A 26,867-nucleotide genomic window follows, 5' to 3' on the forward strand; every position below is an offset into this window, starting at 1 on the left:
CTTAAAAACACGGAAGAATAAACAAAAAGCGCCCCACAGGGCGCTTAGTTTACGTCTCTATTTTTACAGTTTTCTGTCGTGTGCGCCAAGCTTTGTGGCTAGTTTGCTGCTTAAGCTCTTTGGCTTTAGTGGCTGGCTCGGCTTGTTTAACTTTGGCTCTAAATCGACCATCGGGATCGGCACCAATATCTTTAGCAATGTGGGCGTTTATACCCTCTACTCGCCAGCTTTGTTGGCGTTGTTGCTTAAGCCATTGCTGGACCTCTAAATGTGCTTGGTAGCGCAATAACAACTCTACAGTAAAGCTTAGTACGCGAATTTTAAGTGACATCATGTCTCGTTCTCCTTGATAGAGAGCGAAGTGACACAGTTAAGATAGGGTGTAAATTTAGAATTCCTTCACTGCGACACTTCGCAGCTCGGGTAAAATTGGTAGGTAACTCAATCTTAAATTAGCTGCATAGCCTTGCATTTCGCATCGCGGGTTTAATGTGACCAACGCGAACCGAGATAAAAGACAGAAGTCGGGCTGAGCGATATGCTGAACATAAACAATGTTTCATTGTTGCCTCGACCTAAGCAGTAAGAGATTGAACACATAACATAGCGTGAGCTTGCTCAAGTAACAAGCTGCTTAATAAACATTTTTTTAAGTTTTTTGTCAGCGCTTTAAGCAGCAGAATATCTACTAAAAACAAACGATTATTTCAGATTAAAACACTAAAAATCTTATTTTAAATTACAATTAATCTAGTGATTGGCAGTTAGCTTGATTTACTAGTTTGATAAGAGAAATGAAGACAATACGCGTTAATTAAAACCCTTGCTGGCATAGCGTAATGATAGCTGGAACGTCACCACCACTAAGGAATAGCTCAATTACACATTAGTTAACTAATCCCCATTTAACTGACGCCAAAGATTGTTAACAATCTCACTCCCCACTCGTATTTTGTAAACAAAACCCTGCTTAAACAGGCTTTTTAAGGCCATTAAACTAAAGTATAAGCAAAAATTGTCGACAATAATTTGATCGGAGCGCAACATACGATCTACACTGTGCAACATTCAAGCAACCTGAGTGTAACCAGTACATGTCTCAACTTAGCCCCAGCAAATCGCTCAGCGACAAACAGAATTTACTCTCGCAGAACTTAAGCGATACCTTAATTGAAGCCATAGTGAGCGGCCAAATAGCTCAAGGGCAAAAGATCTCTGAGCCAGAATTAGCAAGGCATTACGGTGTTAGCAGAGGCCCGTTGCGCGAAGCAATCCTTAAATTACAAGGAATGGGATTGGTTGAACGAGTACCACACGTTGGCGCTCGAGTGGTGCAACTAAACCAGCAGCAACTGTTAGATATTTACTCGGTGCGCGAAGCACTAGAGGGTATGGCTTGTCGCTTAGCTGCAGAGCAATTGTCGACAATTCAACTTGAAGAGTTAAAAACCTTACTTGAACACCATCAAAGTTACCTGCAACAACACCAAGGTAAAGCCTATTTTGAACAACAAGGTGATTTCGATTTTCACTATCTGATCATTAAAGGCAGCGCGAACCAACGCTTAGTGAATCTGCTATGTGATGAGCTCTATCATTTACTGCGCATGTATCGCTATCAAGCCGCCAAACAAGTTTCGCGCCCAGAGCGCGCCTTAAAGGAACACTGGGCGATTTGGCAAGCACTAGCCGATCGTGATGGTGAACTCGCCGAATTACTGATGCGTCGCCACATTGCTCGCGCACGCAAAGCCATAGAACAACACCACCCAAATACCCAGACCGACCAAAGCTTAGAAGCCACCGCTTCGGCAAATCAAATTCAAGGAGTGAACTAATGAGCAGCTCAAAACTCTCGCCCGGCGCACGCTTTCGCCAAGCGGTAAGCCAACAAAACCCATTACAAATTGTTGGCACTATTAACCCCTACTGCGCCATGATGGCACAGCGCGAAGGCCACCAAGCTATTTACCTCTCAGGTGGCGGAATTGCCAATGCCTCATACGGTTTACCCGATCTTGGCATTACTACCATGAATGACGTGCTAGAAGATGTTCGCCGAATTACCGCCGCCTGTGATTTACCCTTGCTGGTAGACATAGATGTAGGTTTTGGCGGCGCATTTAATATTGCTCGCACCGTAAAAGAAATGATCCGCTCCGATGCCGCCGCCGTGCACATGGAAGACCAAGTTGCGCAAAAACGCTGTGGCCACCGCCCCAATAAAGCCATTGTTTCTAGCCAAGAAATGGTTGACCGTATTAAAGCCGCAGTAGATGCCCGCGTTGATCCAGAATTTGTGGTAATGGCCCGCACCGACGCCCTGCAAATAGAAGGCATGGGAGGTGCTATTGAACGCGCTTGCCAATATGTTGAAGCTGGCGCCGATATGATCTTCCCCGAAGCCATGCTCACGCTTGAGCAATACCAACAATTTGCCGACGCAGTAAAAGTGCCGATTTTGGCCAATATTACTGAGTTTGGCCAAACCCCATTATTTAGTGGCGAAGAGCTAGCGAGTGTAGGTGTAGATATGGTGCTTTACCCACTATCGGCCTTTAGAGCAATGAACCAAGCCGCAGTAAATGTATATCGTAGCTTACGTGAAAATGGCCACCAGCGTGATGTTGTTAACAGCATGCAAACCCGCGCAGAGCTCTATGACTACTTGGGCTACCACGACTACGAACAAAAACTAGACCAATTATTTAAGCAGGATTAATAAACCCCAACTACGTGAACGGACTTAGCCAGCCAAACCAAGATTTAGCGGCTAAGCCACTATTAACAAGCCAAAAATACGCGCATCAGACGCCACGCTTGTTAACCAAAGGAATGAAGGAGAACATCATGGTACAAAAAGCTTTAGGAGGCGCAGGCTTACGAGGCCAGAGCGCAGGCGAAACCAAATTATGTACAGTTGGCCAAAGTGGTTCTGGGCTTACCTATTGTGGTTACGATATCAGTGAGTTGGCCGAGCAAGCGACCTTTGAAGAAGTGGCTTATTTGTTATTTCAAGGCGAGCTACCTAATCGCGACCAACTAGCTGCGTATCACGACACCTTGCACAATCTACGTGAGTTGCCCGATGCGCTTAAAGCGGTATTAGAGCTTATTCCCGCAGATGCTCACCCAATGGATGTTATGCGTACTGGGGTTTCTATGCTGGGTAACTTAGAAACCGAAGCCAGCTTTGCAGAGCAACAGCAACACACTGACCGTTTATTAGCGACCTTGCCGGGCATTATCTGTTACTGGTATCGCTTTAGTCACCACGGCGTGCGTATCTCCACCCAAAGTTCGGCTAAGTCTATTGCTGGGCATTTCTTAGAATTATTGCATGGCCAACCTGCCGATCCACTCCACGAACAAGTAATGCAATGCTCACTGATTTTATACGCTGAGCATGAATTTAACGCCTCCACCTTTACTGGCCGAGTGATTGCTTCCACTCTGTCGGATATTCACTCTGCTGTTTCGGGTGCGATTGGTGCCTTACGCGGGCCACTACATGGTGGCGCCAATGAGGCCGCCATGGCAATGATTGAAAATTGGACCAGCGCTGAACAAGCTGAAACTGAAATCATGGCCATGTTAGCCCGCAAAGACAAAATCATGGGTTTTGGTCATGCCATTTATCGCACCAGCGATCCACGCAACGCGCTGATTAAAGCCTGGTCGAAAAAGTTAAGCGAAGCCACTGGCGATCAGCACCTTTATGCCGTATCCGAGCGAGTAGAAGCGGTAATGTGGCGCGAAAAAGAACTGTTTTGTAATGCAGACTTTTTCCATGCCAGCGCTTACCACTTCATGAATATTCCCACGCCACTGTTTACGCCAATTTTTGTTTGCTCACGGGTAAGCGGCTGGGCTGCACATATTATGGAACAGCGTGCAAATAACCGGATTATTCGCCCCAGCGCCGACTACACCGGTAGCGAGCCTCGCAGCTATGTACCGCTTGAGCAGCGCGACTAGTTTTTGCCAGTAAGTGGAGCCCGGTGCTCCACTGCCTTCCCTTTTTGCTGTGGAAACGCTTATGAATACCGAATACCGCAAACCTCTAGCCAATAGCCAACTCGACTATTTTGATACTCGCGCGGCAGTAGAAGCCATTCAAGCTGGTGCCTACGCTGGCCTGCCTTATACCTCGCGGGTGCTGGCCGAAAACCTGGTACGCCGCTGCCCCCCCGAGCAACTCAATGCTGCGCTTAGCCAAATCATTAAGCGCAAACGCGACTTAGACTTTCCGTGGTACCCAGCTCGCGTAGTCTGCCACGACATTCTTGGCCAAACCGCCCTGGTCGATTTAGCAGGCTTGCGAGATGCCATTGCCGATAAAGGCGGCGATCCCGCCAAGGTAAACCCTGTGGTGCCTACCCAGCTAATTGTTGACCACTCCTTGGCGGTAGAGCATGCCGGCTTTGAAGCTGATGCCTTTGAAAAAAACCGCGCAATTGAAGATCGCCGCAATGACGACCGCTTCCATTTTATCAACTGGTGTAAAACCGCCTTTGAAAATGTAGATGTGATTCCGCCAGGTAACGGCATCATGCACCAAATCAACCTCGAGAAAATGTCGCCGGTGATTCAAGCGCGTGATGGTGTGGCCTTTCCCGATACATTAGTGGGTACCGACAGCCATACTCCGCACGTAGATGCTTTGGGGGTAATTGCTATTGGCGTGGGCGGTTTAGAAGCCGAAAACGTAATGCTTGGGCGCGCATCTTACATGCGTTTACCCGACATCATTGGCGTAGAACTAACTGGCCAGCGCCAAGCTGGCATTACTGCCACCGACATTGTACTGGCCATTACCGAGTTCTTACGTGAGCAAGGAGTAGTGTCCAGCTACTTAGAGTTTTATGGTGAGGGGGCTGCGCAGCTAAGCTTGGGCGACCGCGCCACTATCTCCAACATGACTCCCGAGTTTGGCGCAACCGCAGCCATGTTTTACATCGACAACAATACTCTCGACTACCTCAAACTCACAGGGCGAGAGGCCGATCAAGTAGCCTTAGTAGAAAACTACGCCAAAACCACTGGCCTATGGGCAGATGACTTACAACAGGCCGAATACGAACGCGTGTTACACTTCGACCTATCCAGCGTTGGCCGCAATATCGCAGGACCGTCTAATCCACATCGTCGGGTAGCCACCAGCGATTTAGCTAGCCAAGGCATTGCTTCACCAGTACCACAGCTTGACGGCATAATGCCCGACGGCGCCTGTATTATTGCTGCTATCACCAGCTGTACCAATACCTCTAACCCACGCAACGTTATTGCCGCAGGTTTATTAGCGCGTAAAGCCAATCAAATGGGTTTAAGCCGCAAACCATGGGTGAAAACCTCCCTGGCACCTGGCTCAAAAGCAGTACAACTGTACTTAGAGGACGCTAATTTATTGGCCGAGCTAGAACAACTGGGTTTTGGCATTGTGGGGTTTGCCTGTACTACCTGTAACGGCATGAGTGGTGCGCTCGATCCTAAGATTCAGCAAGAAGTGATTGAGCGAGACCTCTACGCCACCGCGGTGCTATCGGGCAATCGTAACTTCGACGGCCGTATTCACCCCTACGCCAAACAAGCCTTTTTAGCATCGCCACCTTTGGTTGTGGCTTATGCCATTGCCGGCACTATTCGTTTTGATATTGAAAAAGACGCATTAGGCCACGATAGCCAAGGTAAGCCGATTACCCTAAAAGATATTTGGCCAAGTGATGAAGAAATAGATGCAGTAGTTAAGCAAAGCGTTAAACCCGAGCAATTTCGCCAAGTGTACCAACCAATGTTCGACCTAAAAGTCGATTATGGCAGTGCCAGTTCTCCTCTCTATGAATGGCGCCCCCAAAGCACCTATATTCGCCGCCCTCCCTACTGGGAAGGAGCTTTGGCAGGCGAGCGAAGTTTACGAGGCATGCGCCCATTGGCGGTATTGGGGGATAACATCACCACCGATCATTTATCCCCGTCGAACGCGATTATGCTAGACAGCGCTGCTGGCGCTTATCTCGATAAGATGGGTTTACCGGAAGAAGACTTTAACTCCTACGCCACTCACCGCGGTGACCATTTAACTGCACAACGCGCCACCTTTGCCAACCCTAAACTGTTCAACGAAATGGTGAAAGAAAGCGGCAAGGTTAAGCAAGGCTCTCTAGCGAGAGTTGAGCCCGAAGGCGAAGTAATGCGTATGTGGGAGGCCATAGAAACCTACATGCAGCGTAAGCAACCATTAATCATTGTGGCTGGCGCTGATTACGGCCAAGGCTCGTCTCGCGACTGGGCGGCCAAAGGGGTGCGCCTTGCAGGCGTTGAGGTAATTGTGGCCGAAGGCTTCGAGAGAATTCACCGCACCAATTTAGTGGGTATGGGTGTATTACCGCTGGAATTTACCAAGGGTAACAACCGCCATAGCTACCGCATAGATGGCAGCGAAACCTTCGATGTAATTGGTACACCTGCACCGGGCGAATTGCTTACTTTAGTGATTACTCGCACCAGCGGCGAACGCATCGACTTACCGGTAGTTTGTCGCTTAGACACCGCCGAAGAAGTCTCGGTTTATCAAGCCGGTGGAGTATTACAGCGCTTCGCTCAAGACTTTCTTGAAAATAGCCAATAGGAGGCAGCATGAGCCAGATTAAGCAACAACGCATTGCTGCCACTTATATGCGTGGCGGCACCAGTAAAGGGGTGTTTTTTAAACTTGATGACCTGCCCAAAGCTGCGCAGCAAGCTGGTGAGGCACGTGATAACTTGTTGTTGCGAGTAATTGGCAGCCCCGACCCTTACGCCAAGCAAATTGATGGCATGGGCGGTGCTACCTCCAGCACCAGCAAAACGGTAATTCTAGCGAAAAGCCAGCAGCCTAATCACCATGTCGATTACCTGTTTGGCCAAGTTGCTATCGACAAGGCCTTTGTAGATTGGAGTGGCAACTGCGGCAACTTAACCGCTGCTGTGGGCGCTTTTGCAATAAACGCAGGCTTGGTAGATGCCGCTTCTCTGCCGCAAAATGGCCTTGCCAGCATCCACATTTGGCAAGCTAATATTCAAAAAACCATTGTTGCTCATGTACCTATGCTTAATGGTGAAGTGCAAGAGTGTGGCGATTTTGAATTAGACGGCGTGACCTTCCCGGCTGCCGAAGTGCAAATTGACTTCATTGACCCTGCCGATGGCGAAGGGGCCTTATTTCCTACTGGTAACTTATGCGAACAATTAGAGGTTCCGGGAATTGGTAGCCTGCAAGCCACCATGATTAACGCAGGTATCCCTACGATTTTTGTTGATGCCAAGCAGCTTGGTTACAGCGGTGTAGAGCTACAAGAAGACATTAATAATGATGAAAAAGCCTTAGCCATGTTTGAAAGCATTCGCGCCCATGGCGCCCTCAAAATGGGCTTAATTGACTCACTGGAACAAGCCGCTCAACGCCAACATACACCCAAAGTCGCCTTTGTTGCCAAGTCGCAAAACTATCAGAGTTCCAGCGGCAAACAGATTAAAGCAGAAGACAACGATTTATGTGTACGCGCTTTATCTATGGGTAAGTTACACCACGCCATGATGGGTACCGCAGCAGTAGCCATAGGCACAGCGGCAGCTATTCCCGGCACTTTGGTAAATCAAGCCGCTGGCGGCGGCGAACGCGAGGTAGTACGTTTTGGCCACCCCTCGGGCAGCCTTAAAGTTGGCGCACAAGCTCAACAAGTTAACCAGCAATGGCAAGTGACCAAAGTAAGCATGAGTCGCAGCGCCAGAATACTAATGGAAGGTTGGGTACGCGTGCCCAGCAACAGCTTTTAAGTTACCTAAGGTAACCGAAGAAAAGCCTAATAAAAAATTCCCCTTGCCAAGTGGTAAACAGCTTAGGGACGAGGAGCATATTATGAGTTATCAGCAACAAGCAGACTACGCCAAACAGCAACCCGAACAGTTTTGGTTAGAGCAAGCCCAACAACTGGCTTGGTATAGCCCACCCGAACAAGCACTTAGCCAAGATGAACACGGCAATTATCGCTGGTTTAAAGGCGGCAGCATGAACACCGCGTATTTGGCGCTGGATTACCATTGTGAAAATGGCCGAGCGGAACAAACCGCGCTTATTTATGACTCGCCAGTAGCCGAACAAAAACAACAATTCACTTACGCACAATTGCGTGATGAAGTTGCCAGTACCGCTGGCATGTTAGCTGCTCAAGGCGTCACTAAAGGCGACCGAGTGGTGCTGTATATGCCAATGATCCCTCAAGCTGCCATCGCCATGCTAGCTTGTGCACGCCTTGGAGCGATTCACTCGGTAGTATTTGGTGGCTTTGCTGCGCAAGAGTTGGCAGTGCGCATAGACGACGCCCAACCTAAAGTAATTCTTACCGCCAGCTGCGGGCTGGAAGGCGCCAAAGTCATCAACTACATGCCCATGGTAAGCCTAGCTTTAGAGCAAAGCCAACAGATGACTACCCCAGTATTAGTATGGCAACGCCCTCAGCAAGCGGTTGAATTTAATCAGCAATATCTAGATTGGCAAGCACTGCAACAGCAAGCTGAGCCGGCTGATTGCGTGCCAGTAGACGCCACCGATCCGCTATACATTTTGTATACCTCTGGCACCACCGGCAAACCCAAAGGCGTAGTGCGCGATAACGGCGGCCACGCGGTTGCGATGAACTACTCGATGCAAGCGGTGTACAACGTAAAACCCGGTGATGTATTTTGGGCGGCCTCCGATGTAGGCTGGGTAGTGGGTCACTCTTACATCGTTTACGCTCCGCTAATTTACGGCTGCACCACCATCTTGTACGAAGGCAAACCAGTGCGCACTCCCGATGCTGGCGCATTTTGGCGGGTTGCTAGCGAGCACAAAGTAAAAGTATTGTTTGCCGCCCCCACTGCCTTTCGCGCGATTAAAAAAGAAGATCCCGATGGCGCGTTGGTTAAAGACTACGACCTAAGCCAGCTGCAAGACATCTTCATGGCGGGCGAACGTTTAGACCCACCAACATTAGAATGGACCATCAACAAAACTGACAAGCCAGTAACCGACCATTGGTGGCAAACCGAAACCGGCTGGGCCATTGCCGGTAACCCTCTGGGCTTAGAGCGTATGCCTGTAAAAGCCGGCAGCGCCACCAAAGCCCTACCCGGCTACCAAGTTACTATTTTAGATGAAATGGGCGACGAGTGTGGCCCAATGGCACAAGGCTTTATCGCCATAAAACTGCCGCTTCCGCCTGGTTGTTTGCCTACCGTTTGGGGAGACCAAGCGAGGTTTGAATCGGCCTATTTAAAACAGTTCCCCGGTTACTATGTCTCTGGTGATGGCGGATACATTGATGAAGATGATTACCTGTTTGTAATGGGCCGGATCGACGATGTAATTAACGTGGCAGGTCACCGCTTATCAACCGGTGAAATGGAAGAAGTGGTTGGCGCCCACCCCGCCGTAGCCGAGTGTGCGGTAATTGGCAGCCACGACGACCTAAAAGGCCAAGTGCCCTTTGGCTTAGTGGTGCTTAAAGACGGCGTGCAACAAAGTGAGCAAGAGGTATCCAAAGAGCTGGTACAAAAAGTACGTAATGAAATTGGCCCTCTCGCATGCTTTAAACAAGCCATTATCGTGCAGCGTTTGCCTAAAACCCGCTCCGGCAAAATCCTCCGCCGCACCCTGCGCCAACTGGCCGACGGCGAAGAATACGCCATCCCGTCCACCATCGACGACCCAGCCAGTTTAGGCGAGATTGAAGAGCTGATGCGCCAAGGCAGAACGATGATTTGATCAGCGAGAATCAGTAGCAGCCCAAGGGCTGCTTTTGACTCCCTCTCCTGTCGATGACCTTAAGCTTAAGTCCTGATATACCAAGCCATCCAAATAAGCTTGAGCACTTTCGGCCGATTCACCCAAGGCATATTGATAGCAGTCAGCTGCGCGCTGTGTTACTAGCTTCACGACTTCTTTGTCCAACTTGCCGGAATCGCCTAATTCACTCAAAATGCTGAGCACCGCCTCTTGCTTCATACCCTCACGATAGGGGCGCCTTTGTACTAAAGCTTGAAAAATGTCGGCCACAGCAATAATTCGCGCCTCAAGACAAAGTTCACTTTTTTTAGGGTGGAAGGGATAACCCGCACCATTGATGCCTTCATGATGATAGGCAGCCCAGCGAGCAACTTCACCTAAACCATCGATATGGCGTAATATTTCATAAGTTTCATAACTATGCTGATTCATGATCGCCCGCTCTACATCATTAAGTGGCCCAGCCTTTTCTAAAATGTTGTCGGGGGTATGAAGTTTGCCTAAATCATGCAATAAACCTGCTATTTCCACCTTGTCACACTGCTCCGCAGAGAGGCCATAACATCCTGCGATGAACTTGGCCAATTCGGCCACGCGCAAAGAATGCTGAGCGGTGAACGGACTCTTTTGATCAACAATATAAGCCATGATCATCGATAGCTGTTTAACCTGAGGCCAAGTTAAAAAGCGCTTGCTGGTGACTCTGCCCATATCCCAAGCATAACGACTGATATGCCTGTTTTCTAAGGCTATCCAAAACGCCTCTGAACGCTCAACCGATTGAAAAGCTTGCACCAACTCCGGATCAAAATAACTACCAGAATAACCAACTATGGTGCGAACCACCTGTTGTTTGGCAATGAGGATATCTGTTTCATAATGGCCAGCCGCGAGAACATCGATACGATCAGCGAGGTAAATCAAATTAGCCATGCGCGCGTCATAGGGGCTGATGTTGACACTTGGTAGATCACTCCAAGCGGTGTGGTGATAGAGAATTGGCGTGGCGAATTTAGCCAAAGGTTCAAACGGCTTAAGCAGTTGATAACCAATATTGCAGTGAATGTTTGCCTCTTCCCAATCAAAGTGATTCACTAAGCTTGAGTGCATTTGCTCGGTAGATACGCCGCAATCATGCAACAGTCCAAAATCGAAAGCGTATTGAAGATCTGCATCACTAAAGCCCAAGTTGTGACCGATTTGGCTAGCAATGTAACCCACTCGCTTACCATGATTAGTATCATTCATGCCCACTAAGGATACCGCCGTTTCAATAGCGATAATCATTTGTCGCAAATCAACACTTAATGCCGCGGAATATTCCATGATGATCTCCTAGCATAACCATAGTAACAATTAACTTAATTGTAGGAAGGATTTGTCAAATATGACAAATCCAACAATAAGAGAGTTAACAATGACGCCGCCTTAAGGAGGCGACTTTGAAATGGCTAAAGCAATGCCAAACCTATACTGGCGTTTGAAGCTTTACGGCTTACTATTTATCTTTACCAAAAACGTCGCTAAAGACATGTAGGGCAGTTTTCAAATTATAACTTCCACCATGCTTTTTGAATCTACGATTTATATCCCCACCAATGTTCAAACCAAGCAATAACAGAACTACAGCTAAAATCAGAATATATACAGAAACGACCAACCAAAACTTAAATGGACTTGATTCAAGATCTGGGCTTACTCCTCTTGCGGCGATCTCTCCGTAAACACCTGCACCGTATAGCTGATACAAAACAAAATAACCGTAAAGTAAAATAGCGAGAAACTTTATGGTGCTATTTAGTTTCTTCATTTAACAAACAGTCCTAATTGCCAAGAACCAGAAGTTCATTGGTTTTGATTTTGTTAGTTGGCCGAAACTCATAACCACTCGCCTTTATAAAAATGCTGTCACCGCTTTGCATTTGTATGTGGTATTCGTCTCCAAGCATTTTTGCATCAAGTATAGAATTAGAAGGTCCCCACTCGTTGATTCTAGAGTACCGGAAGTCAGTAACGACTCGAAACAGCAAACAGTAAGGTAATGCGGATTCCGACACTTCGCTAAATGCTTGCAAGTCTAACCAGACCAAAGCAGTGTCCCAGTCTATTTCTATCCGGCCTAGCAAAGCATCATGTAATGGTAATGTCTCAAAGCTCAAATTTCGCTCCTAGAAAAATGTATGCGCACGGGATTTCTTTTACAGCAGTTAGCTTTACTCACCTCAGCCAACTTGCTTCTCAGCTCTTTTCTTTAAAAAATAGGCGAATACCAACAGCCCAACAAAGGTTAGAGTAATAGAAATAGCGATAACATTAACCAACAGCGGGTTTTCAAGCTGGTTAAACACACCGCTTTCATTCAGGCTTACTGCAATTCCAAATAAGATGAATGCTATTAATACAACGGTATTGGCTTTAGCTCTCTTAATACGCTGATAGATTGTTTTGCCATAAAACTGACTAAGCCCATTACCTACCAACAGACTGGCCACTAAAAGGCCATGTAACAAAGTAACTAAGTGAGCATTGAATCGAGAGTCTTCTGACGCAAAGTTAAGATTAACATCACCAAAGGAACTGATACTTTCAAAAATTAACATCAAGCCAAATGCCATTCCGAAAACTGATATAACTTGCTGCCGCTTATCATCTGTTTTCAAATCCACAACTGCCGCAGGCACAGCTTGTCTCTCACCAGTTAGCGGTATGATTGAGTTACGAATATCAACATGAGAACTTTCAGGTAATTTGGAAAGTTTAAGCTTGTAACGCGCCTGATCCATGGTCACCAAGTTGAGTTCTTTTTTATTAGAAGTAACAGTTTCTAGCTTGTACAAATCGACGTATGCGGTGACCATTCCAAAACGTGAAATAGTAAGATAAGAATTGGCTAAAACGGCTTTGTAACTGCATTTAATGGCCACATAAACGATAACCAGAAACAAAACGAAATAATTGTCGTCTAAGCTTCGATCATCGGTAATAAAGCCCGTTAGTAAATTAAAGCCTAGCCAGAAGGCTAAACCAATAGATGCTGTTTTTAGCTGATAGGATCTTGAGCTAGAGTAGCTCCAGTCACTGCTCACATTTCATTCCTTGAAACTAAAAAGCAGCCCTAAAGCTGCTTTGTCCATCTAAGCTTCATCGAAGCAAGTTACTTCTCTGCACGACTCATAAATTTCTTCTCAGCGGTGCTTACCTTAATCTTCTCGCCACTGGCGATGTATTCAGGCACCTGTACCGACAAGCCGGTACTTAAAATAGCTGGCTTAGTACGGGCGCTGGCCGAGGCGCCTTTAATTGAAGGGTCGGTTTCTACGATCACCAATTCAACACTGGCTGGTAGTTCTACAGCTACTGGTGCGCCGTCTACGGTAACCACTTGCATACCCGCGGTATCTTCGGTGATGAAGGGAATTTCATCGGCGATGGTTTCGCTGTTTAGGTTGTAAGGGGTGTAGTCCTCGTTATCCATAAACACATATTCATTACCATCGATGTAAGAAAACATTACTTGATGACGGCTCACATCCGCAAGGTTAATCATTTCGTCGGCTTTAAAGCTTTCGTCAGCTTTTGCGCCGGTGGCGACATCGTATAAACGCATGCGGTACAGGCTCGCACCGGCACGTCCGCTAGGAGTTAACTTGGCGATGTCTTTTACAAAATACACTTTGCCGTTATGTTCGATGGCGGCATTCTTTTTTATTTCACTGGCCTTTGGCATGGCTGAAGTCCTTAACTAAATCGTGCAACGAAAATATCATGTACAAATTTTTAGGCAACCGTTGACGGGCCTGCAACCTAACAATTAGTAAGCGTTGTGTTATTAATCTCGCAAAAACTAAAATAAATACCGATAGTTAGCCTGCAATTAAAAGTTTCACTTGCGTCTGTTAAACGCTTTCTGTAAAAAGCTCAGTAATTACTCAGGGACGAAGATAGCTAACAGGAAAGTTAGCCTTGTTGCTTACTTAGGAGTTATGATGTTGTCCCCGCGTATTGCTGTTGTTGCGCTACTGTCTGCTTTATTGATGGCTTGTTCTGTTGAAGATGACCAACCCAGAAGCCAAGTTGCTGTTACTTTTTACCCCCCTGCAACGTCTTTCCCTGGTGCTGCCGGCGACACCGAAACGATTACTCAAAAACGTCACTTTAGAGCTGACGGCGGGTCACCCGCGCAAAGCATCACCATTAACCAGCGTCGTGATGGTGAGCAACCAAGAATCAACGGTGAAGACGCCAGCCAAAATGCTACTTTCATAATTGATTTTTTAGGCAGCACTACCTTAGATGTTTACTCTGAGAGCGGTGAGTTTTTATACAACATTGATATCTTCGCCGATATGACCCAACGCCACCTATGCTTGCCCAGTATTTACATGAGCAAGTTTGAGCTAGTAGTAGATTCGCCCGTTAAAATTGCCGAAACCAAAAAAGAAGCCCACCAGTTCATTTTAGCCTGTCGAACAATTAATGAAGGCGTGGAAGAAAAAGCCGAATAAAACTGAATATGACGCTTCAAGCTTTTTGACGCGTCTCTTAAGGAAGCCAGCCCACAGGATGTGAAAAACAATAAATAGGAAAGCACATGACCTGTCGATTACTAAGCGCACTACTACTAACCCTAGGCTTAACGGCCTGTAATGATTCAACAGAGCCGGATCCGCTCAACCGAGTATTCTTAACGTTTTACCCCTTACAAAGCTCTTTCCCCGATGATGCTTTGCCAGAGCAAATACTTGAGTTTGAACGCTTGCTAATTGCCAATGGTGTTGAAGAAGTTGATATTACTTTGAATCAACGTTTAGATGGTGAAGCTCCAATGGATGATGCAGGAAAGCCCGCTTATCAATATGCCGTATTTAGGGTGAGCTTTAGTAACAGTAATACATTTGATGTTTACGACGAACAGCAAAACTTCTTATATACCCAAACCGTTTTTGCGGAAGATGCTAACCGACACTATTGCATCGCCATTGATGAAAATGAGCCGCAACTTATTGAATCAAGCCTAGAGATGCGCTTCCCCAAAGACAATGCCGAAACTCACGACTTTATTAGTCACTGTCGCGAGTTATACCGGAATCAGCTATCTAGCTCCCAAGAAGCTTACTAGCTAATTGGTTTAGCTGACGATAAGCGATAGAACTTCGCTCGTCGGCTAAACATATGCTTAGCATGTCTTCGATAAAAAACGCTAATGCACGTTGTTCCACTCGTTCAAGTTTCAACTGCACTTCTTTTGGTAAATACTCGTAATGCGAAGCAGCACCAAAATCTCCCAGTACAATGTTGGAATTGTCATCCACCAGCACATTATGTGCGTACAAGTCTCCGTGGCACATGTGATGCTCAACCAAGTGTTGCAGTAGGCTTTGCATTTGCTCCACAATCTTAGCAATTGCCGCAATGCCCAGTTGCTGTTCCGGTAAAAAGGTATCCCGCGTGCAAGTCGCTAAGCTAGGTGGCTGGCCTAAATTACTAAAATGCTCGGGAATCAGTTTCATTACCACCGCAGAGCAATCGGGCTCGCTAATTTGACCAACAAAGTTAACCAAAGCTGGGTGTTGGTCTACATGTAAACAGGCGTCTAGTTCATCACTGGGATAACCGTCGCTGGTGACCTCTCCCTTAAACACTTTAATAGCCACGCTGCTGGGTAGTGCAACGCCGGATTTAGGATGAGTGAGAGAAATAACCCCTGAAGCACCTTGTCCCAGAACTTTATCAAACACAAAATCGTCAAGTGAATATTTTGCTAAACCAGATCCATGCTCAAAACCTTGGCAAAAAGGGTTTCCGGCAAACGCCAGCCACGCCAAGCGCGGAAGCGCTAATAATTGAGTAGGAAAACTAGCCAGTTGGTTGGCGGATACACGCAGTAGTTCTAATTTGTGGCAGTGCTGCATTGATTGCGGCAAGGCAGTAAGGCGATTGCCCGCCAAGGCACACTTTTGCAGCTCGCTACACTCACCCAGTTGTTCGGGCAAGCTTTCAATTTGATTGTCGGTAAGAATTAACCAGCGCAACTTTGCTGGCAATGCTGCTGCAGATACGTAACGAATACTATTTGATTTAAAACCTATCATATCTAGCTTAGCGCAGCGCCCCAGCACCTCTGGCAATACTTCAAACTGATTATTTGAGGCAAACACTATTCGCAAGTGTTGCAATTGGCTAAGTGATTCAGGTAAGGCGCTCAATTGATTGTCACTTAAGTCCAGCACCTCGACCTGTGGGCAATAGTCTGCAAACTCTTCTGGCAGTTGCTCTAGGTTATCTTTGATATTGATGCGAGTGTGTTGGCGTAGTTGGCCAGAACGAAGTTGCTCTAAAGTATGCATACCAGGAAAACTAAATGATAAAAGTGCGACATAATAGCCTGTTGAAAAAACGATAGTGAACTATTTAACAATAGAAGCACAATTACACCTCAAATAACTGCCTGTTTCCCAATACCACCAACAACATATAAAACTGAAAAATAATCAAAAATTGGTATATATGATTACTTTATAGATTTTATACAGTACAATTCGCGACCATCAATTGCACTGATAACACTATTCACAACAGGAAACTTGATGGACACAGCACAACCACTCTATAAAAATATTGGCGTACAGGTAGTCATAGCAATGATTATTGGTACGGTAGTTGGCGCAGTAATGGGTGAGCAAGCTGCTATATTTGCCCCACTTGGCGCGATCTTCATCCATTTAATTAAAATGCTGGTTATTCCACTCATTGGCGTGTCGATTATTTCTGGCGCAGCCAACCTTGGTAACAGCCCTGCAGCGGGTAAAATTGGTATTTCTACCTTTGGCTTCTTTATGGCTACCTCTGCGGTTGCAGTGGCGCTCGCCTTAGTCATGGGCTCTCTATTTCAGCCAGGCACCGGTTTAGACTTAAGCCAAGCTAGCGATATGTTTTCTAACGAATACGCCGATAAAGGTGGCGTACCAGGTGTAATGGAAACCGTAATCGGCATGATCCCAGAAAACATATTTGCCTCGTTAATGGATGCAAATATTCTACAGATCATGGTGTTTTGTTTATTCTTTGGTATCGCCTTATCTAAGCAACCTAGCGATAAAACGGCTCCTATCATGAGCGGCTTAGACACTGTTATTCGTGCCTTCATTTGGATGATCAACGTAGTAATGCTCATTGCGCCACTCGGTGTATTTGGTCTTATGGCTGAATCGGTAGGTACCTTTGGTTTTGCCATGCTAGGCCTAGTTGCTAAGCTGTTTGCCGTATATGTAGCAGCGATTCTTATTTATGGTTTTGTCTTCTACCCGCTCACTATTAAGCTGTTCTCTAAGATGTCGGTGCGTGAATTTATGAGTGCCATGAAAAAGCCTCAAGCGGTAGCGCTATCAACGTCATCGTCTATGGCAACCCTGCCGGTTACCATGGAAGTAGTAGAAGAAGAGCTAAAAGTATCTAAAGCCACTGCCTCTTTTGTACTGCCTTTAGGGGCAACCATTAACATGAGTGGTAATGCTATTTACTACGGTTTAGTGGCGGTGTTTTTTGCGCAAATGTTCCAGGTAGACTTAGGCTTAGCGGCTTATGCGGCAATTATTTTTACCGCTACTTTGGGGGCAATTGGTCAAGCAGGTGTGCCTGGCCCGTCGTTCTTGGTCGTCGCGGTATTGCTAGCGGCAGGCATTCCTATTGAAGGCCTACCACTATTGTTTGCCTTGGATCGTATTTTCGACATGATCCGTACTTCGTTAAACATCACTGGCGATGCAGCTTGTGCCGTGATTGTTGATCGTTTTAACGAAAAGCACCTTTAAGCTCGGAACGACTCGGGGCGCAGATGATGGCGCTCCAGTAACTTATAAAACTCGGTGCGATTACGCATCGCTAAGCGCGCTGCCTGACTCACATTCCCCTGAGTTAGCCGCAACAAGCGCGCTAAATAGCCTCGCTCAAACTCATCTCTAGCTTGAGAAAAACTCACCAACTTCGCCTTTTCACGTAAGGCTTGCTGAACTAATTGCGCTGGAATCAGTGGCCCAGTAGATAAAGCATTGGTTTGCTCAACCACATTCATAAGCTGTCTCACATTGCCTGGCCAACGCGCCGACACCAAGCTCGACATGGCTTCTGGAGAATAGGTTTTTAGCGCACTGCCTTGGCGATCGGCAATTTGCTGGCTGAAATGATGCACCAATAAAGGAATATCTTCGCGGCGCTTGGCTAATGGCGGCAAGCCCAACTCCACCACATTAAGGCGATAATAAAGATCTTCCCTGAACTCTTGTTGCTGCACAGCTTGATAAAGATCTTGGTGGGTGGCCGAGACAATTCGCACGTCAACTGGAATGTTCTTGGTTGAACCCACCGGACGAACTTCCCGCTCCTGCAGTGCACGCAGCAATTTAACTTGCACACTTAAGGGCGTATCAGCGATTTCATCTAAAAATAAGGTTCCACCGTTAGCGGCTTGAAATAAACCGGGATGCGCATTGGCTGCACCACTAAACGCGCCTTTGGCATGACCAAATAACTCAGACTCAAACAAGCCTTCGGGAATAGCGGCACAGTTCACCGCAACAAATGGGCCTTGGTGACGTTGACTAGCCTGATGAATCGCCTTCGCCAACAACTCTTTACCCGAGCCACTTTCACCCTGAATCATGATATTTACATCACTGGGAGCGACTTGTTGAATTTGCTTGATCAGCACATCCATTATTGGACTACGACTAATAATATCACTGCGCCAGCTAGCCTGCGGTTGTTGGCTTTGGCATTCAGTAACATTTGGCAGAAGCTGTAAAGCATCAGCCACTTTTGCCAACAGCTCTTGGCTATCGAAGGGTTTAGTTAAATAGCCAAATACACCCAGCTGAGTGGCCGCAATAGCATCAGGAATATTACCGTGGGCAGTAAGTAACATCACCGGCAAGCTGGGGTACAACTGCTTTATCGCATTAAACAGCGCTAAGCCATCCATTCCATCCATACGTACATCGCTGATGACTAGCTGGGCTGGGTAACTTTCCAACTCGGCCAAGGCTTCTTTAGCACTAGCCACTGCACGCACTTGATATCCGGCAGATTGTAGACGCAGGCTTATTAACCTTAATAGGCTGGGATCGTCATCGACAACCAGTAAATTGCCGCCTCGATGATTAATTTCGTTCATTTAATTGTTGCTCAATTCGCGTGAGTTCATCTAGCTGCATTTTTAATGCCCCAATTTGCTGCTGCAGTAAATCTTCTTGCTGCTGCTGGGTAGAAGCGAGATCTTCGTATTTATGTAACCAACGCAAGCTATCCGCAATTTGGTCGTTTAAGGCCACTAGCATGCCGCGTTGGGCAAATGCTTGCTCGCTAGCTAAAGCCTTATTGAACAGCGCATGAGCGCGGTGCGGATTCTTCACGGGTGACTTCTTGTAGGCATATATTAGGCCAAGTTTAATACCATTATTACCCTGCTGCGGATCCAGTAATAACAGCTCTAACTCGTTGAATATTTGATCCTCACTGAGGGTTTCAAGGTTTAAATAGTAGGCCGCTGGGTCAAACTCTCCAAGCTCAAGTTGCTGAGCGTCGCTTACAGACACCACCGGTTGATTGGCGCGTGTTAACTCACAACCGCTAAGCATTAGCGTTACCATACTAAGCAGCATTACGTACAAACTAACTTTCATCTAACTCGCTTCCTTGTAACCCTTCTACGACAAACCGACTGCCTTGTTCTAAGCGCTGATAGCGCAAACTGGCGTGCTGCCGTTCAACTAACTCTTTGGCAATGGTTAAACCTAAACCGCTGCCTTTTAAACGTGGATCCTTGGCAGATTTACCCTGAACAAAGGGCTGGAAGATGCGTTCTTGCAGTTCATCTTCAATACCTTCACCTTCGTCATCAATGTATAAACTTACGCCATTTATCGTGGCAAATGAGCCCAACTTTATCACTCCCGCTTGAGGAGAAAACTTGATCGCATTCGATAGCAAATTGTCTACAATTACTCGTAACTGCTCTTGGTTCGCCATCACACAATCTTCGCCAAGCTCAATCTTGGAAACTAAATCTCTACTGGACAGGCTTAATCGGTGACTTGCCAGCACTTTTTCGATAAGCGGTTTTAAAGCAACTGGGTGATGGACTTGTTCGCCAGGAGTATCCAGCAGTAAGTTAAAATCAAGCAAGGCTTCAATTAACTGCTGCAAGCGCAAACTGCTGTCGCGCAGTATTTCAGTAATCTCCTGCTGCTGGGCATTAAGTGGCCCTGCGCTGTTATCATAGAGCAGTTCGTTCCCTTCACGAATAGCCGCCAACGGAGTTTTTAGCTCATGTGAAATATGTCGAATAAAAGCGGTTTTTTGCTGCTCTAAACTCAATAGCCTTAAACGCATATCATCTAAGGCATCGGCAATCGCCATCACTTCGGTAGCCCCACTTACCTTAATGGCTTGCTCAAATTCGCCCGACTTTAGACGAGCAATTTGTGGCCGTAACTGTTGCAAGGGCCGAGTAATCACCAATACCAGCAGTACTGCTGCGGCTAAGGCAAAAGGTAGGCTCACCATGCTAAACAATAAGCGTTGCTGCGCTTGTTGCGTGGTATGTTGCAAGGCCATGGCCAGCTCATTAATTAAACTTTGACTGCGTTGATCAAAACGATGACTTAAACTAGCAAAACGCTTAAATTGAATATTTAAGGCAACTTTCTGTAAGGCTTGAGGACTCTCCATTAGCTCACTTAAAGATTGCAGTTGCTGCTCTAATTCATAAACAATCTGCAACAGTTCTTTATCTTCAGTGCCAGTGCGCAGTTCAAACAAACCTTTAGATACCCGTTGCCATTGGCGCTGATAAAGCGCTAAACGGTTTTCATCAGCAAGTACTCTGAATTGGCGAGCACTGCGTTCTAAATCCAACAAAGACTCATCTAAGCGTTTACTTGCAGACACCACTTGCGCCGATAAAAAAGCCGTTTGCTGTCCTTGAGTAGAAACCTGCTGCAAGTAATAAGAAGCAAGCAACAAGCTAAGTAACAACGGTAAACCTAAAGTGGCTAAAGCCCAGAAGCTTAGCCGGCGGATTGACGCCAGTACGCGAAAATTAATCAAACAACTATCCTAGCGAGGAACAAGAATCCAAACAGCCGCCTATAATGCCAGAGATGCACAAAAATCCCACCGTCGCCAATTAGAGACAGTCAATTGATATGATGAATAACCAAGCTAAGTCTCTGATTTAAGGTACAAGTGTAAACTTTTGTTGCTAGCTAACTACATTTATAGCGCTATTATTTTTGTCTCTGTCGCCATTTGGCGACAACTTTTCACCCTAAAATAACTAAGAGGTTGATTTTTAAGTGCTAAATATTTGGCTTAATTTGTGCTGTAGCTCACAGGGTTTAGGGTGAGCGGCTTCTTATTATCTCGCCAAATTATTTAGCTAAAGGAATCAACATGGAACAGTTTGATCAACGTTGTTTAAGAATTGGCGATTGGATTTTCGAAATAAAAATGGTGCGCGCTATCCGAGTAAGTGAATATGGCCAACCCTATGATGCCTGCGCCAATATCAACTTTAATGGCACCCAAGCCTACATCGACAGCCAACTCACCCGCAGTGACAACGCCTTTAGTGGTAAGGACTTTGCCAGCTTCGTACAATTTTGCCAAGAAATGGGCATTACCGATGCTTGCTACGACCGCTATTCCCAAGGAAAACGCCGCAGCCGCAACATAAATATAAGCGAAGACCAGCGTCAATCTCCCAAGGTAGTTAACTTTCCAACTAGCCCACGCTAAATCGCGCTGCAATCATCTTCGCAAATAGTGGTTGAAAAGCGCTCAATTTTCTTTGATAAGCGCTAGTGTTAAAGGCTTGCCAATGGTAATCTCAAAGATTGGCTAAACGCACTTGTTTAGCCAAACAGCAAACACAAAGATCATAAAATAAAGGATGTAAAACGGACCATGAAAGTAGGTTTGGTTGGTTGGCGCGGCATGGTGGGTTCCGTGTTAATGCAGCGTATGCGCGAAGAGAGCGATTTTGCCCACATAGCTCCGGTTTTTTTTAGTACTTCTCAAGTAGGTATTGCAGGTCCAGATGTTGGTACCGGCGAAACCATCTTGCAAGATGCCTTCGATATCGACAGCCTAAAAACCATGGACACCATTATCACCTGTCAGGGTGGTGATTACACCAAAGACGTTTACCCTAAACTACGCGAAAGTGGTTGGGACGGGTACTGGATTGATGCAGCATCAGCACTTCGTATGGAAGATGATGCAGTTATTGTATTAGACCCAGTAAACCGTGACGTGATTGACCAAGCTTTAAGCAAGGGTGTAAAAACCTATGTAGGCGGTAACTGTACCGTTTCATTGTTATTAATGGCCATTGGCGGCTTGTTCGAAAAAGACCTTATCGAATGGGTTAGCCCAATGACCTACCAAGCAGCTTCTGGCGCTGGTGCGCGTAACATGCGTGAATTAATCAGCCAAATGGGCGAGATTCGTGACGACGTAGCCACAGAGTTAGCCGATCCAGCATCTGCCATTCTTGATATCGACCGCAAAGTGGCCGATAAAATGCGTAGTGACGACTTCCCTACCGATCAATTTGGCGTACCGTTAGCTGGCAGCTTAATCCCTTGGATTGACGTGCCGTTAGCCAGTGGTCAAAGTAAAGAAGAATGGAAGGCGCAAGTTGAAGCGAACAAAATTCTTGGCACCAGCGATCAACAAACCCCTATCGACGGGATATGTGTGCGCATTGGCGCTATGCGTTGTCACAGCCAAGCGCTTACCATTAAGCTGAAAAAAGACATTCCAGTGGCTGAAATTGAAGAAATTTTAGCCGCTCACAATGATTGGGTAAAAGTGATTCCAAACGATCGCGAGTTATCAGCTCAAGAACTTACTCCAACCAAAGTGACTGGTACTCTAAGTGTTCCTGTAGGCCGCATTCGCAAGCTCACCATGGGACCAGAATACATTTCTGCATTTACCGTTGGCGACCAACTGCTATGGGGCGCAGCAGAACCGCTTCGTCGCATGTTGCGTATATTAATTGGTAAGTAGCCAAGCTTAACTACCAGCACAGCCCAGTTAATTAACTGGGCTTTTTATTATCTTTTTTATCAGCCAACAATCTAAACGCTTGCAGTTTTATACTTGGTCCCGTTTTCTTCCTCGCACTGCACAAACAAAAATTAAGCTGCAAATTGTTTTCATAGCTGAGTAAAATTTACTAAGCTATTGATAAGAAAAATATCCTTTATTTATTAATTCTTTGAAATTGTAGGAATTGCGATGAAAAAAACTCTGATTGTTGCCAGCGCCATTGCCTTACTAGGAGCCTGTTCAAGCTCTGCTCCTGAACAAAACCAAGGAGTCATAATTACCGAGAAATCTACCGATGTTGTCGATTGTAATATTCTAGGGGTATTTAACCTAGACCCGCAGAGTTTAGACAGCGATAGCGGTAAACAAGAGTTAAGCCAGCGAGTTATTAGTCTTAAGGGCAACGCCGTACAACTAATTCCCTTAACGACAGCCGAGCCAGAATTAGTCAGTGCTCATGTTTACCTGTGCCCAAAAGCCTCTTAGTAAGATTTTAACCTGAATGAGGGAGCTTACTCGGCTCCTATTGGTTCATTATTGATTAACAAAGCCGTATTGTTTTCAACGCTATAAAAGCAGGCTGCAAGTGGCGTTAGGCAACGAGTATCGATGGAGCTCATATGAGCGATAAAATTCTAAAAAAAGCGACCTTAAACTTAAAAAAGGCGGTGCCTTTGATGATGAAGCATCAAATTCCTGCCACACCTAGTAACTATGCCTTATGGTATCTGTACGTTGATGATCAAAACCCGGAGCTGAATGCAGCTATCGATGAAATCATTAGCGAATATGACACAGTTCCTACCACGAGCAGCCAAATTCTTTATCAAAATCATATTGCTAGCCAAGAAGAGTTAGATGTAAAAAGCATGCGTCTTAGCCTAGAAGCGATGGCCACCGAGCTGTCACAAACCATGACTGATACCGGCTCAGATACCAGTGCCTTTCAATCTAGTATTGAAAAAAACTTTGCCAAATTAAATCGCATTGAGGAAGACGGCATTCCGCTAGAGCAAGTGCTTGGCTTAGTTCGCAACCTGATTGACGACGCTGCCAACATTCGGCAAAGCACCGATTTTTTCAATTCTCAACTAGGTAAAGCTCAAGCTGAAATAGAAAACCTCAAAAATCAGCTTAAAGAAACGGAAAAAGAAGCCCTTTACGATGCACTAACAGGTGCCTTAAATAGGCGCGCCTTTGACGCAGACTTTAAAGACTTATTAGACTCAAGCCCGGAAGGTTTATGTATCATCCTCGCTGACATTGACCACTTTAAAGCATTTAACGACAACTATGGCCATGTTTTGGGTGATCAAGTTTTAAAAGTGGTAGCCAAACGGATTAACGAAGCGTGCAGAGATGGTGCAAAAGCCTATCGAATTGGCGGTGAAGAATTTGCCATTATCTGCCCTAAATCAAACTTGCGCTCGGCTCGCCATTTAGCAGAGTCGGTTCGCCGAGCCATTGAGAAACTCAGCCTTAAAGATCGTCGCTCCAACCAACGTATCGACAACATCACCTGTTCATTCGGGGTAGCCGAATACAACGTAGTAAGTAAGTCTCGTGCCATTGTAGATGCAGCAGATACTCAACTTTACGAAGCGAAAAGACTAGGCCGTAATCGAGTCATGCCAATCGTAAGTTAAATGCGATCGGCATGCTTCTATGCAAATTGACGCATGCCACCAAACAACAAAAATACAATTTATTAACAATTCTCCTAGCTAAATCACAGCAATCTCAGTTTCACTTGTTACATTGAAAGGTATTAACACTAAAACTATTGTTCTGAATGAAAAAACGCATTGCTATAATATTGCCAACCTTGTCTCAAACTATCGATCAACAAGTTATTCGAGGTATTCGGACGAGTCTCGATCCGCAATTATATAGCTGCCTGTTCATGCCAATTGGTTACTTGTCCGTTGAGCAAGATTTTCAAGATAAAGATCTATGGCTCGTAAACCAACTAAGCAAACTAGATATAGACGGAGTGGTGTTATACGGTGGCGGTGTAGGTTACAAAACCTCTAATAAAGTGATGCATAAAGTTGTTGAGGCGATTGGCCAATTACCCATCGTAAATATCGGCTCAGTGCTACAAGGTATTCCTTCAGTGCTAGTCGATAACTACAGCGGCATGTATCAACTCACTCAGCATATACTAGAAATTGGCAGCAAAGACATTCTGTATATCGACGGCCCAGAAAACAATTTTGAATCCCAGCAACGCTATAAAGCCTTTAGAGATGTACTCGCAGAACATGGTTTAAGTCACGCCCCTGAACAACACCTGCATGGCGATATGACACCTGTTGGAGCCGGTAAACTCTTCCACCAATGGCTGTCGGAGCAACAGCGCCTGCCCGACGCCATTATGTGTGTGAATGACCTAAGCGCCAAAGGGGTAATCGAAGAACTCGATAAACAACAAGTGGCTATTCCAGAGCAAGTAAAAGTAAGTGGTTTTGATGATTTTGAGTATGCCGACGCCATTCGCCCAAGCTTAACTACCGCTATTTACCCCGCCCAACGTACTGGCTCTCTTGCAGCGCAATTGTTAGTTGAGAGCATTAACGGAGCAACTCTCGATGCTCAATACCAACTTGAAACCATGTCGATACTTCGAGCAAGTACCGGAGCATCCGCAAAAGATCTAGAACAACATAACAACGACGAACAACACCGCTTGCTGATCCAACAACGCGACAGCAATGCCCAGCGTCTAGCGGTAACGCGCTTGCTGCACCAACGACAAACCTTAGATACTATTTTAACTCAAGCCCAACCCACCTTGGATGAGCTTGGTATTCCTGAGTTGTATATCTACCAACAAGGTTTTAGTGAACAAGGAGAAAGTCACACTTATTTAGCTCATCGTTTGCAGCCTGGCAAACTAGCCTTGGCGGATTCCCTCACTCCTTTGCCAGCAGCCTTCGAGGAGGTGATTGGCGACAAAGCACACCAAGGCTTATGGGTTATTAACGAACTAAAAAGCGGTAATCAACACTTTGGTTATATGGTGGCGCTCACCGAAGGTGTACACGCTGAGTTCATCGAATTTATGGCACCACAAATCGCCGACATTATTGATCACCAACGTCTTTTAGAAGAAACCAAACAATACCAAGCTCAAGTTGAGTTAAGTGAAAAGATGGCCGCCTTAGGCGGCTTAGTCAGCGGTGTTGCCCATGAAATAAATACTCCTTTAGGTAACAGTTTACTAGCAGCAAGCCACCTCAAAGAACAAATTGCACTGTTGGCTTCTCAAATGAAAAACCAGCAACTTACCAAAGCCAATTTTGAAAAGTTTGTTGATGATGCCTCGAATACCAGTGACATCATCATTAGCAGTGCGCAACGCGCTGCAGAACTTATCACCAGCTTTAAGCAAGTTGCAGTAGACCAAAGCTACGAAGAACAGCGCAGTATTAACCTTGCCGACTACATCAACAAAGTACTCCGTAGCTTACAACATCAACTTAAGGGCACTAAGGTTAGTCTCGACACTCAGCTAAATCCCAACCTGCATGTATTTACCTATCCAGGAGCAATCGCCCAAGTGATTACCAATTTATTTGGCAATGCGCTTATTCACGGACTCGACCATGGAAAAACCGAAGGCAACATCAGTATTACCCTAGAAAAAGCTGGCCAAGGCGCGCAACTCATCGTGGCCGATACAGGAAAAGGTGCCAGCCAAGAAACCGTAAGCCACATTTTTGAGCCCTTCTATACTACAGCCCGAGGCCAAGGAGGCTGCGGCTTAGGTATGCATATCGTATATAACCTCATCACCCAAAAACTGCAGTGGCAGCTACACGTTGATACCCAACCAGAAAAAGGCTTTCGCTTTATTATCTCGATTCCACAGCAGGCGCTAAACCAAACTGAAGCGGCCAACTAAGTAACAAATAATACTGGCGTAAACAGGGAGGTAAGCCGCTTA

24 protein-coding genes are annotated in these 26,867 nt (G+C 46.1%); 14 read left to right on the forward strand and 10 right to left on the reverse strand.

The window, feature by feature from the left end:
* Nucleotides 1-49: 49 nt before the first annotated feature.
* Nucleotides 50-334 carry a hypothetical protein gene (locus K5L93_RS09585; protein ID WP_016400030.1) on the reverse strand — a complete coding sequence of 95 codons (285 nt, stop codon included), beginning with the start codon at nt 332-334 and terminating at the stop codon, nt 50-52.
* A gap of 760 nt (nt 335-1,094) precedes the next feature.
* Here K5L93_RS09585 and K5L93_RS09590 point away from each other — a divergent pair.
* The 6 genes from K5L93_RS09590 to K5L93_RS09615 all read left to right on the forward strand — a co-directional run bounded on the left by K5L93_RS09590 (nt 1,095) and on the right by K5L93_RS09615 (nt 9,784).
* Nucleotides 1,095-1,838, forward strand: coding sequence for a GntR family transcriptional regulator (locus K5L93_RS09590; RefSeq protein WP_220719571.1), 744 nt, complete (start codon nt 1,095-1,097; stop codon nt 1,836-1,838).
* Nucleotides 1,838-2,722 carry a methylisocitrate lyase gene (prpB, locus tag K5L93_RS09595; RefSeq protein WP_220719572.1) on the forward strand — a complete coding sequence of 295 codons (885 nt, stop codon included), beginning with the start codon at nt 1,838-1,840 and terminating at the stop codon, nt 2,720-2,722. Before K5L93_RS09590 ends, prpB begins: the two co-directional genes overlap by 1 nt.
* A gap of 128 nt (nt 2,723-2,850) precedes the next feature.
* The gene (prpC, locus tag K5L93_RS09600; RefSeq protein WP_220719573.1) at nt 2,851-3,978 is read left to right on the forward strand and encodes a bifunctional 2-methylcitrate synthase/citrate synthase; all 1,128 of its coding nucleotides are present in this window, start codon (nt 2,851-2,853) and stop codon (nt 3,976-3,978) included.
* Nucleotides 3,979-4,039: 61 nt separating this feature from the next.
* Nucleotides 4,040-6,628 carry a Fe/S-dependent 2-methylisocitrate dehydratase AcnD gene (gene acnD, locus K5L93_RS09605; RefSeq protein WP_220719574.1) on the forward strand — a complete coding sequence of 863 codons (2,589 nt, stop codon included), beginning with the start codon at nt 4,040-4,042 and terminating at the stop codon, nt 6,626-6,628.
* Between the two features lie 8 nt (nt 6,629-6,636).
* Nucleotides 6,637-7,815, forward strand: a complete 1,179-nt coding sequence (gene prpF / locus K5L93_RS09610) for a 2-methylaconitate cis-trans isomerase PrpF (protein WP_220719575.1) — start codon at nt 6,637-6,639, stop codon at nt 7,813-7,815.
* Nucleotides 7,816-7,858: 43 nt separating this feature from the next.
* Nucleotides 7,859-9,784, forward strand: coding sequence for a propionyl-CoA synthetase (locus K5L93_RS09615; protein ID WP_281422545.1), 1,926 nt, complete (start codon nt 7,859-7,861; stop codon nt 9,782-9,784).
* Here the strand turns inward: K5L93_RS09615 and K5L93_RS09620 are convergent, their stop codons facing one another.
* The 5 genes from K5L93_RS09620 to efpL form a co-directional block, all read right to left on the reverse strand.
* Nucleotides 9,785-11,131: an HD-GYP domain-containing protein gene (locus tag K5L93_RS09620; protein WP_220719577.1), complete on the reverse strand. Its 1,347-nt coding sequence runs from the start codon at nt 11,129-11,131 to the stop codon at nt 9,785-9,787. It abuts the gene before it with no gap.
* 172 nt (nt 11,132-11,303) lie between these two features.
* Nucleotides 11,304-11,615 carry a hypothetical protein gene (locus K5L93_RS09625; protein WP_220719578.1) on the reverse strand — a complete coding sequence of 104 codons (312 nt, stop codon included), beginning with the start codon at nt 11,613-11,615 and terminating at the stop codon, nt 11,304-11,306.
* A 13-nt stretch (nt 11,616-11,628) separates the two neighbouring features.
* Entirely contained in the window at nt 11,629-11,964 is a 336-nt protein-coding gene (locus K5L93_RS09630; RefSeq protein WP_220719580.1) for a hypothetical protein, read from the reverse strand.
* A 63-nt stretch (nt 11,965-12,027) separates the two neighbouring features.
* The gene (locus K5L93_RS09635; RefSeq protein ID WP_220719582.1) at nt 12,028-12,891 is read right to left on the reverse strand and encodes a hypothetical protein; all 864 of its coding nucleotides are present in this window, start codon (nt 12,889-12,891) and stop codon (nt 12,028-12,030) included.
* A 68-nt stretch (nt 12,892-12,959) separates the two neighbouring features.
* A complete protein-coding gene (gene efpL, locus K5L93_RS09640) occupies nt 12,960-13,532 on the reverse strand; it encodes an elongation factor P-like protein EfpL (RefSeq protein ID WP_220719583.1) in 573 nt (190 codons plus the stop codon).
* Nucleotides 13,533-13,788: 256 nt separating this feature from the next.
* Between efpL and K5L93_RS09645 the strand changes: the two genes are divergently transcribed.
* Both K5L93_RS09645 and K5L93_RS09650 read left to right on the forward strand, forming a co-directional pair.
* Complete coding sequence (locus K5L93_RS09645) at nt 13,789-14,310, forward strand: hypothetical protein (protein WP_220719584.1); 522 nt, start codon at nt 13,789-13,791, stop codon at nt 14,308-14,310.
* An 86-nt stretch (nt 14,311-14,396) separates the two neighbouring features.
* Complete coding sequence (locus K5L93_RS09650; protein WP_220719585.1) at nt 14,397-14,924, forward strand: hypothetical protein; 528 nt, start codon at nt 14,397-14,399, stop codon at nt 14,922-14,924.
* Here the strand turns inward: K5L93_RS09650 and K5L93_RS09655 are convergent.
* Complete coding sequence (locus tag K5L93_RS09655) at nt 14,902-16,152, reverse strand: leucine-rich repeat-containing protein kinase family protein (RefSeq protein WP_220719587.1); 1,251 nt, start codon at nt 16,150-16,152, stop codon at nt 14,902-14,904. The genes K5L93_RS09650 and K5L93_RS09655 overlap by 23 nt on opposite strands.
* A 240-nt stretch (nt 16,153-16,392) precedes the next feature.
* On the opposite strand from K5L93_RS09655, the gene K5L93_RS09660 reads away from it, so the two are divergent.
* Nucleotides 16,393-17,616: a dicarboxylate/amino acid:cation symporter gene (locus K5L93_RS09660; RefSeq protein WP_220719589.1), complete on the forward strand. Its 1,224-nt coding sequence runs from the start codon at nt 16,393-16,395 to the stop codon at nt 17,614-17,616.
* On the opposite strand, the gene K5L93_RS09665 is transcribed toward K5L93_RS09660, so the two are convergent.
* Genes K5L93_RS09665 through K5L93_RS09675 form a run of 3 tightly spaced genes read right to left on the reverse strand, consistent with a single transcriptional unit; the run spans nt 17,613 to nt 20,908 of the window.
* Entirely contained in the window at nt 17,613-18,974 is a 1,362-nt protein-coding gene (locus K5L93_RS09665; protein ID WP_281422546.1) for a sigma 54-interacting transcriptional regulator, read from the reverse strand. The genes K5L93_RS09660 and K5L93_RS09665 overlap by 4 nt on opposite strands.
* Nucleotides 18,961-19,482, reverse strand: a complete 522-nt coding sequence (locus tag K5L93_RS09670) for a hypothetical protein (RefSeq protein ID WP_220719591.1) — start codon at nt 19,480-19,482, stop codon at nt 18,961-18,963. Before K5L93_RS09670 ends, K5L93_RS09665 begins: the two co-directional genes overlap by 14 nt.
* Nucleotides 19,472-20,908 (reverse strand): HAMP domain-containing sensor histidine kinase, encoded by a 1,437-nt coding sequence (locus K5L93_RS09675; protein WP_220719593.1) that lies wholly within the window; start codon nt 20,906-20,908, stop codon nt 19,472-19,474. The genes K5L93_RS09670 and K5L93_RS09675 overlap by 11 nt, the downstream gene beginning before the upstream one ends.
* 345 nt (nt 20,909-21,253) lie before the next feature.
* On the opposite strand from K5L93_RS09675, the gene K5L93_RS09680 reads away from it, so the two are divergent.
* The 5 genes from K5L93_RS09680 (at nt 21,254) to K5L93_RS09700 (ending at nt 26,825) form a co-directional block, all read left to right on the forward strand.
* Nucleotides 21,254-21,598 (forward strand): hypothetical protein, encoded by a 345-nt coding sequence (locus K5L93_RS09680; protein ID WP_016403829.1) that lies wholly within the window; start codon nt 21,254-21,256, stop codon nt 21,596-21,598.
* A gap of 168 nt (nt 21,599-21,766) precedes the next feature.
* On the forward strand, nt 21,767-22,876 hold the full coding sequence (asd, locus tag K5L93_RS09685) for an aspartate-semialdehyde dehydrogenase (RefSeq protein WP_152783978.1): 1,110 nt from the start codon (nt 21,767-21,769) through the stop codon (nt 22,874-22,876).
* A 231-nt stretch (nt 22,877-23,107) separates the two neighbouring features.
* A complete protein-coding gene (locus K5L93_RS09690; RefSeq protein ID WP_220719595.1) occupies nt 23,108-23,404 on the forward strand; it encodes a hypothetical protein in 297 nt (98 codons plus the stop codon).
* Nucleotides 23,405-23,538: 134 nt separating this feature from the next.
* Nucleotides 23,539-24,564: a GGDEF domain-containing protein gene (locus K5L93_RS09695; protein ID WP_220719597.1), complete on the forward strand. Its 1,026-nt coding sequence runs from the start codon at nt 23,539-23,541 to the stop codon at nt 24,562-24,564.
* 257 nt (nt 24,565-24,821) lie between these two features.
* Nucleotides 24,822-26,825 carry a substrate-binding domain-containing protein gene (locus tag K5L93_RS09700; protein WP_220719600.1) on the forward strand — a complete coding sequence of 668 codons (2,004 nt, stop codon included), beginning with the start codon at nt 24,822-24,824 and terminating at the stop codon, nt 26,823-26,825.
* Nucleotides 26,826-26,867 lie beyond the last annotated feature (42 nt).

Origin of the sequence: Agarivorans litoreus (assembly GCF_019649015.1) — a bacterium.
GTDB lineage: Bacteria > Pseudomonadota > Gammaproteobacteria > Enterobacterales > Celerinatantimonadaceae > Agarivorans > Agarivorans litoreus.

Coding starts and splice junctions, on each gene's coding strand:
- K5L93_RS09585 (WP_016400030.1), bottom strand. CDS start 334: ATGATGTCACTTAAAATTCGCGTACTAAGCTTTACTGTAGAGTTGTTA.
- K5L93_RS09590 (WP_220719571.1), top strand. CDS start 1,095: ATGTCTCAACTTAGCCCCAGCAAATCGCTCAGCGACAAACAGAATTTA.
- prpB (WP_220719572.1), top strand. CDS start 1,838: ATGAGCAGCTCAAAACTCTCGCCCGGCGCACGCTTTCGCCAAGCGGTA.
- prpC (WP_220719573.1), top strand. CDS start 2,851: ATGGTACAAAAAGCTTTAGGAGGCGCAGGCTTACGAGGCCAGAGCGCA.
- acnD (WP_220719574.1), top strand. CDS start 4,040: ATGAATACCGAATACCGCAAACCTCTAGCCAATAGCCAACTCGACTAT.
- prpF (WP_220719575.1), top strand. CDS start 6,637: ATGAGCCAGATTAAGCAACAACGCATTGCTGCCACTTATATGCGTGGC.
- K5L93_RS09620 (WP_220719577.1), bottom strand. CDS start 11,131: ATGGAATATTCCGCGGCATTAAGTGTTGATTTGCGACAAATGATTATC.
- K5L93_RS09625 (WP_220719578.1), bottom strand. CDS start 11,615: ATGAAGAAACTAAATAGCACCATAAAGTTTCTCGCTATTTTACTTTAC.
- efpL (WP_220719583.1), bottom strand. CDS start 13,532: ATGCCAAAGGCCAGTGAAATAAAAAAGAATGCCGCCATCGAACATAAC.
- K5L93_RS09645 (WP_220719584.1), top strand. CDS start 13,789: ATGATGTTGTCCCCGCGTATTGCTGTTGTTGCGCTACTGTCTGCTTTA.
- K5L93_RS09650 (WP_220719585.1), top strand. CDS start 14,397: ATGACCTGTCGATTACTAAGCGCACTACTACTAACCCTAGGCTTAACG.
- K5L93_RS09655 (WP_220719587.1), bottom strand. CDS start 16,152: ATGCATACTTTAGAGCAACTTCGTTCTGGCCAACTACGCCAACACACT.
- K5L93_RS09660 (WP_220719589.1), top strand. CDS start 16,393: ATGGACACAGCACAACCACTCTATAAAAATATTGGCGTACAGGTAGTC.
- K5L93_RS09665 (WP_281422546.1), bottom strand. CDS start 18,974: ATGAACGAAATTAATCATCGAGGCGGCAATTTACTGGTTGTCGATGAC.
- K5L93_RS09670 (WP_220719591.1), bottom strand. CDS start 19,482: ATGAAAGTTAGTTTGTACGTAATGCTGCTTAGTATGGTAACGCTAATG.
- K5L93_RS09680 (WP_016403829.1), top strand. CDS start 21,254: ATGGAACAGTTTGATCAACGTTGTTTAAGAATTGGCGATTGGATTTTC.
- asd (WP_152783978.1), top strand. CDS start 21,767: ATGAAAGTAGGTTTGGTTGGTTGGCGCGGCATGGTGGGTTCCGTGTTA.
- K5L93_RS09690 (WP_220719595.1), top strand. CDS start 23,108: ATGAAAAAAACTCTGATTGTTGCCAGCGCCATTGCCTTACTAGGAGCC.
- K5L93_RS09695 (WP_220719597.1), top strand. CDS start 23,539: ATGAGCGATAAAATTCTAAAAAAAGCGACCTTAAACTTAAAAAAGGCG.
- K5L93_RS09700 (WP_220719600.1), top strand. CDS start 24,822: ATGCCAATTGGTTACTTGTCCGTTGAGCAAGATTTTCAAGATAAAGAT.